The 12,633-nt window shown below is 64.9% G+C and carries 12 protein-coding genes; 2 read left to right on the top strand and 10 right to left on the bottom strand.

Annotation, left to right across the window (positions count from 1 at the left end):
• Positions 1-122: 122 nt before the first annotated feature.
• The 8 genes from ACSKB8_RS20280 to ACSKB8_RS20315 all read right to left on the bottom strand — a co-directional run bounded on the left by ACSKB8_RS20280 (position 123) and on the right by ACSKB8_RS20315 (position 9,895).
• Positions 123-1,337 carry an ABC transporter substrate-binding protein gene (locus tag ACSKB8_RS20280; protein ID WP_438105934.1) on the bottom strand — a complete coding sequence of 405 codons (1,215 nt, stop codon included), beginning with the start codon at positions 1,335-1,337 and terminating at the stop codon, positions 123-125.
• Positions 1,338-1,565: 228 nt separating this feature from the next.
• Positions 1,566-2,396 carry an ABC transporter permease gene (locus ACSKB8_RS20285; protein WP_438105936.1) on the bottom strand — a complete coding sequence of 277 codons (831 nt, stop codon included), beginning with the start codon at positions 2,394-2,396 and terminating at the stop codon, positions 1,566-1,568.
• Positions 2,393-3,655, bottom strand: a complete 1,263-nt coding sequence (locus ACSKB8_RS20290; protein ID WP_438105938.1) for an ABC transporter permease — start codon at positions 3,653-3,655, stop codon at positions 2,393-2,395. Before ACSKB8_RS20290 ends, ACSKB8_RS20285 begins: the two co-directional genes overlap by 4 nt.
• 282 nt (positions 3,656-3,937) lie before the next feature.
• Positions 3,938-4,996, bottom strand: a complete 1,059-nt coding sequence (locus ACSKB8_RS20295; protein ID WP_438105940.1) for an ABC transporter substrate-binding protein — start codon at positions 4,994-4,996, stop codon at positions 3,938-3,940.
• An 84-nt stretch (positions 4,997-5,080) separates the two neighbouring features.
• On the bottom strand, positions 5,081-6,190 hold the full coding sequence (locus tag ACSKB8_RS20300) for an ABC transporter ATP-binding protein (RefSeq protein WP_438105942.1): 1,110 nt from the start codon (positions 6,188-6,190) through the stop codon (positions 5,081-5,083).
• A 106-nt stretch (positions 6,191-6,296) separates the two neighbouring features.
• Positions 6,297-7,865, bottom strand: coding sequence for a DUF4403 family protein (locus ACSKB8_RS20305; protein ID WP_438105943.1), 1,569 nt, complete (start codon positions 7,863-7,865; stop codon positions 6,297-6,299).
• Between the two features lie 141 nt (positions 7,866-8,006).
• A complete protein-coding gene (locus tag ACSKB8_RS20310; protein WP_438105945.1) occupies positions 8,007-8,645 on the bottom strand; it encodes a Vgb family protein in 639 nt (212 codons plus the stop codon).
• Between the two features lie 29 nt (positions 8,646-8,674).
• The gene (locus ACSKB8_RS20315) at positions 8,675-9,895 is read right to left on the bottom strand and encodes a helix-turn-helix domain-containing protein (RefSeq protein WP_438105947.1); all 1,221 of its coding nucleotides are present in this window, start codon (positions 9,893-9,895) and stop codon (positions 8,675-8,677) included.
• A 150-nt stretch (positions 9,896-10,045) separates the two neighbouring features.
• On the opposite strand from ACSKB8_RS20315, the gene ACSKB8_RS20320 reads away from it, so the two are divergent.
• The gene (locus ACSKB8_RS20320) at positions 10,046-10,840 is read left to right on the top strand and encodes a DUF899 domain-containing protein (protein WP_438105949.1); all 795 of its coding nucleotides are present in this window, start codon (positions 10,046-10,048) and stop codon (positions 10,838-10,840) included.
• On the top strand, positions 10,837-11,118 hold the full coding sequence (locus ACSKB8_RS20325; protein ID WP_438105951.1) for a hypothetical protein: 282 nt from the start codon (positions 10,837-10,839) through the stop codon (positions 11,116-11,118). Before ACSKB8_RS20320 ends, ACSKB8_RS20325 begins: the two co-directional genes overlap by 4 nt.
• A 68-nt stretch (positions 11,119-11,186) precedes the next feature.
• Here the strand turns inward: ACSKB8_RS20325 and ACSKB8_RS20330 are convergent, their stop codons facing one another.
• Together ACSKB8_RS20330 and ACSKB8_RS20335 are read right to left on the bottom strand one after the other, a co-directional pair.
• Entirely contained in the window at positions 11,187-11,609 is a 423-nt protein-coding gene (locus ACSKB8_RS20330) for a c-type cytochrome (protein ID WP_370989292.1), read from the bottom strand.
• Positions 11,610-11,720: 111 nt separating this feature from the next.
• Positions 11,721-12,437, bottom strand: a complete 717-nt coding sequence (locus tag ACSKB8_RS20335; protein WP_438105953.1) for a L,D-transpeptidase — start codon at positions 12,435-12,437, stop codon at positions 11,721-11,723.
• Positions 12,438-12,633: the final 196 nt, after the last annotated feature.

Genomic DNA, 12,633 nt, shown 5'->3' on the forward strand with positions numbered 1-12,633 from the left:
GCGTAACTGCCTAGACGAAGCGCGCCCGGTTTTCACTGGGCGCGCTGTCGTGTCTTTTCGTCCCCGTCATTGCGAGGAGCTCGCGACAAAATTGCGGAGCTCGCAATGACGACGAGCGCAGATCAATGCCCCGTCACCATCGGGCAGCCGCCCTTGTCGAGCGGACGGAACGCCTCGTCGCCGGGCACGGTGGCGATCAGCTTGTAGAGGTCCCAATCGCCCTTGGATTCCTCGGGCTTCTTGACCTCGAACAGATACATGTCGTGGACCATGCGGCCGTCGATGCGGATCTTGCCGTTCCTGGCGAAGAAGTCGTTGATCGGTGTCTTGCGCATCTGTTCCATCGCCTTCGGCGCCTCGTCGGTCTTGATGGCGTCGATCGCCTTCAGGTAGTGCATGGTCGCCGAATAGAGGCCGGCCTGGATCATGGTCGGCATGTGCCCGACCTTCTCGTTGAAGCGCTTCGAAAACGCCCGCGTCTCCTCGTTCATGTCCCAGTAGAAGGCGTCGGTGACGATCAGGCCTTGCGTCGCCTTGATGCCGAGCGAATGCGTATCGGTGATCTCCTGCAACAGCGCGATCATTTTCTGGCCGCCCTGGGTCAGGCCGAACTCGGAAGCCTGCTTCAACGCATTGGTGGTGTCGCCGCCGGCATTCGCCAGCGCGACCACCTTGGCCTTGGAGGCCTGGGCCTGGAGCAGGAAGGAGGAGAAGTCCGACGAGTTGAGCGGATGGCGGACCTCGCCGAGCACCTTGCCGCCGCTCTCCTTGACCACGTTGGCGGCGTCGCGCTGGAGCGCCATGCCGAAAGCGTAGTCGGCGGTGACGAAGAACCAGCTGTCCTCGCCGCGCTTGACCATCGCCTTGCCGGCGACGTTCGACAGCGCATAGGTGTCGTAGGTCCAGTGCACCGTGTTGGGCGAGCAGGCGGTGCCGGTGATGTCGGACGAGCCGCCGCCGGAATTGATGTTGATCCTGTTCTTCTCGCGCGTCAGCGCCGAGACCGGCAGCGCCACCGAGGAGGTCGGAACGTCGAAGATCGCGTCGACTTTGTCGTTGTCGTACCAGTTGCGGGCGATGTTGACGCCGACATCGGGCTTGTTCTGGTGATCGGCGGCGACGACCGCGACCGGCTTGCCCGCGACCTTGCCGCCGTAGTCGGCGACCGCCATCTCGACGGCGGCGAGCGACCCCTTGCCGGTCGCGTCCGCATAGAGGCTCGACATGTCCGTGAGCACGCCGATTTTGACGATGTCGTCGGAAATCTGCGCCTGCGCGGCGCCGGATGTTGCGGCCAGAGCTAGGCCAGCTGCGATCGCGACACTGAGTTTTTGCATGTTGTTTCTCCCTGTGTGTTGTTGTTTGGGTTTTGTTGCGGGAGGAGTTTTAACGGCTATCTGCAGGCGCAGCTAAGCGATCCGCGCCATAGCAGAATGCAAAAAAGAAAGGGCGGGTGGTGTTCCCGGGAGGAGGAATATCGCAACGTCACGATAGCGCATTGCTGTGCCCTCTCCCCTTGCGGGAGAGGGCAGCGACGCTCGCGGGAAAAGGAAGACGAACGTCGCCTAGCCGCTGCTGCCCTTGAGCCGTTCGTTCCGTCGGCGCAAGCCTTCCATGGTCGCGAGCAGGATGATCGATACCGTCGTCAGCATCACCGCCGCGGCCGTGATCGTCGGGCTGATGTTCTCGCGGATGCCGGCGAACATCTCGCGCGGCAGGGTACGCTGCTCGGGACCTGCCATGAACAGCACGATCACCACCTCATCGAAGCTGGTCGCGAAGGCGAACAGCGCACCCGACGCGAGGCCGGGCAGGATCAGCGGCAGAATCACGCGGCGGAACGCGTAGAGCGGCGAGGCGCCGAGTGAGGCGGCGGCGCGCGCCAGATTGGTGTCGAAGCTCTGCAGCGTCGCGCCGACCGTGATCACCACAAAGGGCGTCGCCAGCGCGGTGTGGGCCAGGATCAAGCCGAGATAGCTGCCGGTCAGTCCGATCGGCGCGAAGAAGAAATACAGACCGACCGCGGTGATGACGCCGGGCACGACGACCGGCGACAGCACGAAGGCCAGCACGAGCGGCTTGAACCGGCTCTTCCACTGCGCCAGTCCCAGCGCGGCCAATGTGCCGAGCACCATGGACAGCAGGGTCGAGGCGACGCCTATGATCATGCTGTTCTTCAGCGAATTCATCCAGCGCGGCGAATTGATGAAATCATCGTACCAGCGCAAGGAGAGGCCGGGCAGCGGATAGGTCAGGTAGGAGCCCGAGCTGAAGGACAGCGGCATGATCGCCAGGATTGGCGCGATCAGGAAGATGAACACCAGCGTGGAGACGACGATGGTTGCGGTCCATGCGATACGTTGGCTGGGCGTGCGGAGGGAGGGATCATCGCTCAATTCTTCATCCCTCCCGTGACCTGCTGTCCCTGCACCAGCTTTCCGTAGAGGAGAGCGAGCAGAACAGTGGCGAGCAGCAGCACCGCACCCAAGGCCGAGGCGAGGCCCCAGTTGGCCGTCTCGGTCGTGTAGAGCGCGATGAAGTAGCTGATCATTTGATCGGCGGCGCCGCCGACGAGTGCCGGCGTGATGTAGTAGCCGAGCGCCAGGATGAAGACGAGCAGGCTTCCGGCACCGATACCGGGCAGCGTTTGCGGCAGGTAGATGCGCAGGAAGGCTGTGACCGGCGGCGCACCGAGCGAGGCGGCGGCACGCATGTAAGCAGGCGAGATCGCCTTCATGCTGCTGTAGAGCGGCAGGATCATGAACGGCAGGAGAACGTGGGTCATCGCCACGCAGACACCGAAGCGGTTGTAGATCAGGCGCAACGGCTCGTCGATGATGCCAAGCCAGTGCAGGCTGTCATTCACGACGCCCTTGCTCTGCAACAGCACGATCCAGGCGCAGGTGCGGACCAGAAGCGACGTCCAGAACGGTAGCAGGACGAAGATCATCAGCAGGTTCGACCGGCCGGGCGGCAGCGTCGCCAGCAGGTAGGCGACCGGGAAGCCGAGGATCAGGCAGAGTGCCGTGACGCTGAGGCTGATCATGAAGGTGCGGGTGAATACGTTGCGGTAAATGGCCTGATCCGGCGGGGCCGCGACGATCGCGCCGTCCATGTTCCGGGTGAGGTCGAGCGCCGCGAGCAGGTAGAAGCTGGTCAATGGGCCACTGGCGTCCTTGATCGTGGTCCAGGTAGCGCGTTCGCGCCAGGCGGGATTGATCTTGCCCAGCGTCTCCTTGGCCGCCCCTCGCTCCGGCACCGCCTTCAGATTGCGTGCCGTGCTGGTCAGGATGGTGCGGAAGCCGTTCAGTGCGTAGTTCAGCCGCTTGGCCGCAATGGCCATGGTGCCGGAGGCGCGCGCCGCAAGGATGTCGCTTGCCAGCGCAGCAAAGGCCTTTTCGTCCGGCAGGTCCTTGCCGTCCCAGCTCGCGAGAGCAGCGACTGTTTGCGGCAGAACCTGACGCACCTCCCTGTCATCGACCGAGCGCCACAGCATCCCGGCGATCGGGCCTGCGAAGGTGAAAAGCAGGAAGACGAGAAGCGGCAGCACCAGCGCCAATGCCTTGACCTGGCGCGCGCGCTCTGCACGCCTCAATCGGCGCTTGAGGGGCACCTCGGTCTGGGCATCTGCGCCGATCGCGGGTGTTGCTGTCATGCTGCGAGCCTCTTTGACTGCACATCCTTCGCCGCTTCAGGCCGGGCAATCGCATGTGGCTTTGTCGATCGGCCTGAGCAAGCGCCTCGTCCTTCGAGACGACCGCTTCGCGGTCTCCTCAGGATGAGGCTCATCGACATCGGCGCCTGCTGTGACACTGCTGCCGCACACTCCGTCCTCATCCTGAGGGCCCGCCGTAGGCGGGCGTCTCGAAGGATGCGTCACGGGGGCGTTGTCCGCGACGCACCCTCTACCTGCGCCGCACGCCGGTTCGACAGCACGCTATTTTGCTGCCCATTTGTTGAAGCGCTCGGTCAAGCGGTCGATGTTCTCGAGCCAGAAGCCAACGTTGATCTCGACCGCATTCTTGATGTTATCAGGCGCTGTCGGCAGGTCCTTCAGAACAGCGGGCTGCAGCCGGGCGGCTGCGTCCTTGTTCGAGGTGCCATATGCGATGTTCTCCGACAACTTGGACTGGTTCTCCGCCTTGCCGACGAAGTCCAGGAACTTGTAGGCCGCGTCCTTGTTCGGGCTCCCCTTCAGGATGACCCAACTGTCGAGGGTGAATAGCGCTCCATCCCACACCATGCCAAAGTTCTTCTTCTCGTTCTTGTTCGCGGTGTCGATGCGGCCGTTGTAGACCGAGGTCATCGCCACCTCGCCGGAAGCGAGCAATTGCGGCGGCTGGGCGCCGGCCTTCCACCAGACGATGTCGCCCTTGATGGTGTCCAGCTTCTTGAAGGCGCGATCGATGCCCTCGTCGGTCGCCAGCACCTTGTAGACGTCCTTCGGGGCGACGCCGTCGGCCATGAGAGCGATCTCCAGCGTGGTCTTCGGGCCCTGACGCAGGCCGCGCTTGCCCGGAGTCTTCTTGGTGTCGAAGAAGTCGGGCCAGCCGCCCGGGGCCTGCTTCAGCTTGTCCTTGTCGTAGCCGAGAACGAAATCGTAGAGGATGGCGCCGACGCCGCAGGGATTGACTGACGGCGGGATATAGGCGGCCTCGCCGCCGATTTTGGAATAGTCCATCTTCTCGAACAGGCCTTCCTCGCAGCCGACCGCCAGTTCGTCGCTCTCGACCTGGACGACGTCCCAGGTTGCGGCGCCACCCTGCACCTTGGCGCGCAGCACCCCGACGCCGCCGTCCCAGGACTCGTCGTTCATCGGCATTCCGGCCGCCTTCTTGAACGGCTCGAAATAGACCTTCTTCTGGGCATCCTGATACGCCCCGCCCCACGACACGACGGTGAGGTCACGCGCCTGCGCGACCGTGACCAGCGCAGCGCTGGCGGTGAACGCCGCGGCGAAACCTAGTGCAATCTTGCCAATGTTGCGCTTTAGCATGGTCCTTGTTCCTTCTTCATCTGCGTTGCGTTGAGGTTGATCGATGCCGGTCCACTTGCGCCAAAGACATGCTGCAGGATTGAATCAGACGGGATCAAGGGCCAGGCAGTCCTCGGGGCGGAAGGTGATGAACACGCTGTCGCCATGCCTCAGGCTGTCATGCGCCCCCGGCTGAAGCTTGACCATGAACTCCCCGTTGCCGACGACATCGAGCACGGCAAGCGCGTGGTCGCCGAGATAGATGGTGTTCTGCACCTTGGCCGGCAGGCGGTTCGGTCCCTCGCTGGAGGTGCCATCCAGGACAATGGCGATCCGCTCCGGCCGCACCGACAGGGAAGTCGGCGCGCCGGCGCCTGATACGTTGACCGCCCGTGCGGTCACGGCAGCGCCACCAGCCAGCGCGACACGGCAATAGTCCTTGTCGACCGTTTCGACGGTGCCGGCCAGCACATTGTTCTCGCCGATGAAGTGGGCGACGAAGCTGTTCACCGGATGCTCATACAGCGCGTCGGGTTTGTCGATCTGCTGCACGATGCCGTCGTTGAACACGGCGATGCGGTCCGACATGGTGAGCGCTTCGCTCTGATCGTGGGTGACGTAGACGACGGTGATGCCCATCGTCTCGTGCAGTTGCTTGATCTCCAGTTGCATCTGCTCCCGCAGGCGCTTGTCCAGGGCGCCCAAGGGCTCGTCCATCAGAACGAGTTGCGGGTTGAAAACCAGCGCGCGGGCCAGCGCGACGCGCTGCTGCTGACCGCCGGACAGCTGCCCGGGCCGCCGGTGCGCCAGGGTTTCCATCTTGATCATGCGCAACGCCGCCCTCACGCGCTCCTGCGCTTCCGCCTTGTTGATTTTGCGAACGGATAGCGGGAAGGCGATATTCTCCGCGATCGTCAGGTGCGGAAACAAGGCATAGTTCTGGAACACCATGCCGATGTCGCGCCTGTGTGGCGGCACGTTCTTGATCGGCCGGCCAGCGAGGTAGATCTCGCCATGAGTGGGAACCTCGAAGCCAGCCAGCATCATCAGCGTGGTCGTCTTGCCCGAGCCCGACGGGCCGAGCAGCGTGATGAACTCGCCCTTCCTGATTTCGAGGTCGAGGTTCTTCACCACGAGGTGCTCGCCATCGTAGGTCTTCTGAATGCCGGAAAAGTGCACCAGTGCCGGCGCAGGCGTGACCATGCCGGCTTCCATGTCGTCCTCGCGTTGTCCCCTACAGTGCCGAGATTAGCATCCTCCGACGAGAATGCCAGCGGTGCAAGCGACGAAGGCACGCACGGACCCGGTGAGTGAAGGCGCGCTACATCCCCGACAGCTTCGTCACATACACGTTCAGCGAGCCGCCGGCTTCGGCGACCACGCGCAGGGTCTTGGAATCGAAGGCGATGTCGGCAAGCGTCAGGCTGTCGATCTTGGCTTCGACCTTGAGGCCGTCCTCGCTCTTCTGGTAGTCGGCGATCGCGGCGGCGATCTTCTCGCGGGCGTTGGCGGCGATCGGCTTCAGGTCGAGCGTTGCCCTCTGCAGCAGGGCCTGCTGCATCTGCGGCACCACGGCGCGCGCCGCGGCGCCTAACAGGCCGAACGCGGCCTCGGACTCAACCGCGAGCTGGATGTCGGCGAGCCGCAGCGTCTGCTCCGCCTGGTCGAGCATCGGCCGGCCCCAGATGTGCACGGTCGCCTCGGCGCCGAGGCCGAACCAGCTTTTCTTCTCCTTGGCGCGCACCAGCAGCGAGATCAGCAGGCGGTCACCCGAGGGGATCACGTTGACGGTCTTGACGGTGACGTCGACCGGGCCGGAGCCGTCCTCGGGATAGGTATGGCCGACCATCTGCGCCGCGATCAGCTTGTTGATCTCTGTGAAGGGCACGTCGATCGGCACGCCGATGTTCACGCCGGTGCCGGTCGGCGGCACGATCGAGATCTTGTCGGGAAACGGACACTCCGGCTTGGTCGGGGCCGAGGTCACGCGTGTCTCGGCCTCGAGGCCGAGCAGCAGCGTCACCGCTTGCGCATCGACCCGCGGTTGCGCCGCGATCGCGCGCACCGGCTTCATCTCGAGCCAGAGCGGCGGCAGTGCGGCCGATGAACTCGAGCCTTGCAGCGGGATCGAGCGGCACGCCTTGGCCCATTGCGCTTTCGCGTTCTCCCGCAGCGAAGGATCGTTGCGGATGCGCTCGGAGACGGCGTTGATCTGCTCGCCGACATTCTTGTCGATCAGCGGCTTCACCTGCGCCGGCACGTTGACCTTGGCGCCGGCGACCGAGAGGTTGGTGTCGCCGAGATTGACCTGGGCGCCGAGATTGGGTTCGAGATGCCAGGCGGCCGCGAGCTTCGGGCGAGAGGTGACGACGACGTTGCCCTTGATCTCGGCGCTGGCATTCAGGTTCTTGATGTTGACGGCGCCGATCCGTTTCGCCGCATCACCGCCGAGCACGCTGCCGAGCGCGTCGCCAAGGGCGCCTGTGGCTTTCGAGGACAGCGATCCCGTCACGTTGAGCTTGCCGGTGAGCGGCGTCGACAGCGTCAGCACGTCCTTGTCGCCGTTTGCCGCCATCGGACCGCGGGCTGCGGACCAGCCGATGTCGGCGTTCTCCAGGATCTGCGAGATCGGATTGTCGGCCTTCCCTGCGAAATTGCGCGGCGAGGCCTTCTCGGCCTGCTCGCGGATCGCCGACAGCGCGATCGCGACCGGCGCGATCACGATCGAGCTCTTCGAGACCGGCGGCAGCGGCGGCAGTTGCGCGACCGGCGGCGCCGAATTGGTCGGCTGCGGCGACAGCAAGTCCATCGCCTTCAGGCTGATGAAGAACGACGCCGCGAGCACCACGACGGCGATCAGGATAGTCTTCAGGTTCAGCGTCAGTCCCATCAATCCCCCAGGCAGCCCCGGGCAGAAGTCTATAGGGCAGGCGAGAAGGGCGCTAGAGCGCAAGGATGGGGTGGAATTGGGGCGAACAGGTTAACGGATGCGAACCCCTCGTTGCCGCGCATTCAAACTGTGATCGCGAGGCTAGCTGCGCCGGGGACGACGGACCGCCCTCACATTGCCGCGACCACCGCCGCCGCAGAAGAAGCGATCGCCGCCATCGGACTCCAAACCCGAGACCATCGTCCCGGCGGGCAGGTCGAGCTGCTCGAGCACCTTGCCCGTATCTGGGTCGATCCGCCGCACGTCGCTCTCCTCGTTCTCCCAGGTGCCATGCCAGAGCTCGCCATCGACCCAGGTCACGCCGGTGACGAAGCGCTTGCTCTCGATGGTGCGGAGGACCTTTCCCGTTTCGGGATCGACCTGATGGATCTTGCGCTCGCGATATTGCCCGACCCAGAGCGAGCCTTCGGCCCAGGCCAATCCGGAATCGCCGCCAGCGCCGGGTGAAGGGATCGTGCTGAGCACCTTGCCGGTGGCGGCGTCGATCTTCTGGATGCGATCCTCGGCGATCTGGAACAGGTGCCGGCCGTCGAACGCCGTTCCCGCATGCGCGGCGACATCGATGGAGCGCGCGATCGTGCCGTCGGCCGGATCGACCGCGTTCAGCTTGTCGCCGGATGCGAACCAGACATGCGTGCCGTCATAGGTGACGCCATGCACGGCTTCGACGCCCGCGAAAGGCCCATACTCCCTAATGATCTCGGCGGTTGAACGCTTCATGTGCTCGATCCCTGTGATGTGACCTCACCTTACGTCTTCAGGAGCGGCGTGGGGAGTAACAAGCCTGTCGGGAAACCCGGGACGGGCGGGGTCATCCAGCGCCGCGCCCTTCCGTGTCCGAAGGATTGCACCTTGTGCGATCGCGCGAGCTCTTCGAGCGCGCGCTGCACGGTGCGCGCGCTCATTCCAAGCGCCAGCGCGAGCGCCGAGCTCGACCAGGGCTCGCCGTCGGAGAGGAAGGCGAGCACCGCGGCGTGCTTCTCCTCGACCGGCCGCGCCAGCACAAGAACCTGCCGCGTCTTGCGCGGTGTCAGCGCAAAGCCCTGCTTGGTCGCGCTCACATCGGCAAGAGGCTTGAGCTTGGCGCGGAGCCGGCCGATCTCGACCCGCAGCCGGGCGCGATGCGATTCATCGACGTGCTTCGCCTGAAATGCCGCGGTCATCAGTGCCTCTCGGGACACGTCCGCGGGCCACGCCTGTGCCAGGGGGCGGGCGAGCGCGAACAGCACCGGCCGGGTCCCGAGTGACACGACGATCCCTCCCTTGCGAACGGTGTGATGAAAGGTGTCCACGACGAGCGCTCGGGACGCCGCCAGCGCTTCGACCTGGCCGAGCAACAGCGGATGCTCCTTGCCGCGCGCGATCAGGCGCGCCGCGGGCGTGTCGAGGACGAGGTTCGCACTTTCGACTTCGGCCGTGAGCGCTGGAATCCCGGCTAACCGCGCCGCGTCGGCGGCGCGGTCGAGCGCCGCGCGCGCATGTTTGGTTTTGAGCCGCCGGATTGCGATGCCGGCGACCACGAGTTCGCGGACGACCTGAGATGCAGGCGGGAGTGGCGACGCACCGAGCTCCGCCAGCGTGCGCTCGGCCTCGTCGAGGCGCCCGACCAGAAGAAGGCGACGGGCCTCGATGTGACCGGCATGGGCGGCATTGCCGAGATCGCCATGCTTTGCGAGTGTCGCCCGCGCGGCCGCGAGCGTCTTCACCGGCCAATTCAAGTCGCGCGAGACGAGCGCGATCTCGGCCTCGGCCACGATGCACCTGGCGCGCGCCACCGCCTCTCTCGGACCGAAGGCACGTGCGGCGCTCCGCAGCAGCGTCTTGGCCTTGGCGAGATCGCCGAGCTGCGCCATCGCGATGCCGCGCAGCGCCAGCGACGGCGCGTCGTTGCGCAAGGCGACGCGGTTCAGTGCACCGAGCGGATCGCCCGCTTCGAGCGCGCGCGCCGCGGCCGTGATCAGCGACTCCATGCAAATCCCGCCACACTTGTTACTCCCACCGCGCAACCGTCCGGTGCCAGAAACAGTTTACGACCGACGATGTGCGGTGAGGGGCGAGCTGTTCCGCGTCTGTCATGACGCGACGCGGAATGACCGCCCAGGCAAGAGGTTTGGAGAGCCATGATGACATCAGTTGAAAACGCAGGGAATACTGGACATTCCGCCATGCAAACACCGCCGGTGGTGTCGCCGCAGGACTGGGAGGCAGCTCGTCTGCAACTGCTCGTGAAGGAAAAGGCGCATACCCGTGCCCGCGATGCCCTGGCCGCCGAGCGGCGGCGTATGCCGTGGATGGCAGTGGACAAAACCTATGCGTTCGAGAGCCCCGGCGGCAAGGTCATTCTGGTCGACCTATTCCAGGGCCGGCGGCAATTGATCGTCTACCGGGCCTTCTTCGAGCCGGGGGTGTTCGGCTGGCCCGATCATGCCTGCCGGGGTTGCTCCATGGTCGCCGACCAGGTCGCCCATGTCGCGCATCTCAACGCCCGCGACACCACCCTCGTCTTCGCTTCGCGCGCGCCTCAGGCCGATATCGCACGGCTGAAGAAGCGGATGGGCTGGACCATGCCCTGGGTCACCATCACCGACAGCTTCGACGCCGATTTCGGCGTCGACGAATGGCACGGGACCAACGTGTTCTACCGTGACGGCGACCGTGTCTTCCGCACCTATTTCGTCAAGAGCCGGGGCGACGAGCAGATGGGCGGTACCTGGAACTATCTCGACATCACGCCGCTCGGCCGGCAGGAGGTCTGGGAGGATTCGCCGAAGGGCTATCCGCAGACGCCGACCTACAAATGGTGGAATTGGCACGACAGCTACACGGAAGGTGCGGCGCCCGACAAGAAGTGGGTCGAGATCTCGGACGCCGGCGAGAAAGCATTTCGCGAGGAGGCCGCGGGAGAAAGGAAATGACCTCTCCCGTCAGCGCGGCCGCCAGCGTCAACCGCGACAGCGTCGCGGCCGCGCGTCACCTCGCCAGATGGCTGGGGCTGGCGGCCACGCCGACCTTCGCGATCATGGCCCTGCTGACCGCCGTGCTCGGCGGCGGTCACGCGGACATGATCTGCTCCGCCGGACAGGGATCGGTGCTCGCCGGCATGGTGCCGATGTATCTGTTGATGAGCGCGTTTCATTCCGCGGCGTGGTTTAGGTTGATTGCGGAGCGAAGGCGCGGGGGCGAGCCATCCTGAAGGAGCCGGCCAACGGCGAGCGTCTCGAAGGATGCGCCACACCAAAATGGCGCGGTGTGTCCGGCCTCTTATTGCGAGCCGCCCGCCGCCTGCAGATAGGCAACCACCTTGGCCGCTTCCTCCGCCGAGATGCCGCCATAGGGCTGCATCTTGTGGCCGGACACGACCTCGTCCGGCTTGACCATGAAGCGGGTGAGCTTGTCCTGGTCCCAGACGAAGCCGGCTTCCTTCATTGACGACGAGTAATTGTAGTTCGGCAGCGAGCCGGCCTTGCGTCCGACGATCTTGTTGAGATTGGGTCCGAGGCGATTGTCGCCCTCTTTCACGGAGTGGCAGGTGCGGCAGGAATTGTTGAAGGCCTGGTGGGCCGCGTCGTCGCTCGCCGGCTGCTGCGCGAACGAGAGGAGGGGTGGTGACAGGAGCAGCGTCAGTGCCCCGGTGCCGATCGCGCGCAGCCAGGCGCTTGACGAACGTTGCAGGCGTGCTTGCATCTGCGCCTCCATCGGGGATCGCGCCACAGCAAGCGCGCTTCGGGATGTCGAGGGCAAACGAAAACGGCCCCGGTGGGTTCCGTGGCCGTTTGCGTCACAATGTCCTGTCGCTCAGCGCGTCGCAGCTCCGAGTTCCGCTCGCCGCTCCGTCATCGGCAGCACGATCACCTTGGTGCCGACGTTGACGCGGGCGTAGAGGTCGGTGACGTCGTCGTTGGTCATGCGGATGCAGCCGGAGGAGACGTGCTTGCCGATGGTCTCGGGCGCGTTGGTGCCGTGGATGCGATAGATGGTGCTGCCGAGATACATGGCGCGGGCTCCCAACGGATTGCCGGGGCCGCCGGCCATGTGGCGCGGCAGATAGGGCTGGCGGGCGATCATTTCCGCCGGCGGAGTCCAGGCCGGCCATTCGGCCTTCCGGCTCACCGACTGGATGCCGGACCAAGTGAAGCCGTCGCGGCCAACGCCGATGCCGTAGCGCAGCGCCTGGCCGTTGCCGAGCACGTAATAAAGATAGGTGTTGGGCGTATCGATGATGATGGTGCCCGGCGCCTCGCGCGTTGCATAGGAAACGGTTTGGCGGCGGAAGCGGGCCGGCATCTCGACCGCGTCCTGATCCTCGGACGGCGCGGCCTGATAAGGCGTCGTCTGGTAGGGCTGATAGGGCTGAAGCGGCTGCGGCGCGGTCATCGGCGGCAGCGGCTGGAAGAAGGGGAAGAGCTGCACCGGCGCGGCGTTGGCTGCACCTGCGAACGCGAATGCGGAGATCGCCACTGCGCCAAAAGCAACGGCGCGCGAATAATTCTTGAACGTGTCCAGATTGAACATTGATCGCCCCTGTTTGCTCGGTGTTTTTGCTCACCGCGGCACCGCTACCGGTGCTCCGTTGGGTAGATCACTTAACGGCAAAACGTTTCGGGACATTTGCGCGGAAAACCGAAAACGGTTTCACGGCGGCAAGGATTGTTTCATGACAGTTTCGTGGCTGCGTGGACCCGTTAACGAACAAAACAGTGGGCCGACA

It is taken from the genome of Bradyrhizobium sp. BR 1432, from assembly GCF_051547705.1.
GTDB classification, from domain to species: domain Bacteria; phylum Pseudomonadota; class Alphaproteobacteria; order Rhizobiales; family Xanthobacteraceae; genus Bradyrhizobium; species Bradyrhizobium zhanjiangense.

What these genes read in the sequence shown, in the direction of transcription:
- ACSKB8_RS20280 (WP_438105934.1), bottom strand. Translation starts at nt 1,337, where the DNA reads ATGCAAAAACTCAGTGTCGCGATCGCAGCTGGCCTAGCTCTGGCCGCA.
- ACSKB8_RS20290 (WP_438105938.1), bottom strand. Translation starts at nt 3,655, where the DNA reads ATGACAGCAACACCCGCGATCGGCGCAGATGCCCAGACCGAGGTGCCC.
- ACSKB8_RS20295 (WP_438105940.1), bottom strand. Translation starts at nt 4,996, where the DNA reads ATGCTAAAGCGCAACATTGGCAAGATTGCACTAGGTTTCGCCGCGGCG.
- ACSKB8_RS20300 (WP_438105942.1), bottom strand. Translation starts at nt 6,190, where the DNA reads ATGGAAGCCGGCATGGTCACGCCTGCGCCGGCACTGGTGCACTTTTCC.
- ACSKB8_RS20305 (WP_438105943.1), bottom strand. Translation starts at nt 7,865, where the DNA reads ATGGGACTGACGCTGAACCTGAAGACTATCCTGATCGCCGTCGTGGTG.
- ACSKB8_RS20310 (WP_438105945.1), bottom strand. Translation starts at nt 8,645, where the DNA reads ATGAAGCGTTCAACCGCCGAGATCATTAGGGAGTATGGGCCTTTCGCG.
- ACSKB8_RS20315 (WP_438105947.1), bottom strand. Translation starts at nt 9,895, where the DNA reads ATGGAGTCGCTGATCACGGCCGCGGCGCGCGCGCTCGAAGCGGGCGAT.
- ACSKB8_RS20320 (WP_438105949.1), top strand. Translation starts at nt 10,046, where the DNA reads ATGATGACATCAGTTGAAAACGCAGGGAATACTGGACATTCCGCCATG.
- ACSKB8_RS20325 (WP_438105951.1), top strand. Translation starts at nt 10,837, where the DNA reads ATGACCTCTCCCGTCAGCGCGGCCGCCAGCGTCAACCGCGACAGCGTC.
- ACSKB8_RS20330 (WP_370989292.1), bottom strand. Translation starts at nt 11,609, where the DNA reads ATGCAAGCACGCCTGCAACGTTCGTCAAGCGCCTGGCTGCGCGCGATC.
- ACSKB8_RS20335 (WP_438105953.1), bottom strand. Translation starts at nt 12,437, where the DNA reads ATGTTCAATCTGGACACGTTCAAGAATTATTCGCGCGCCGTTGCTTTT.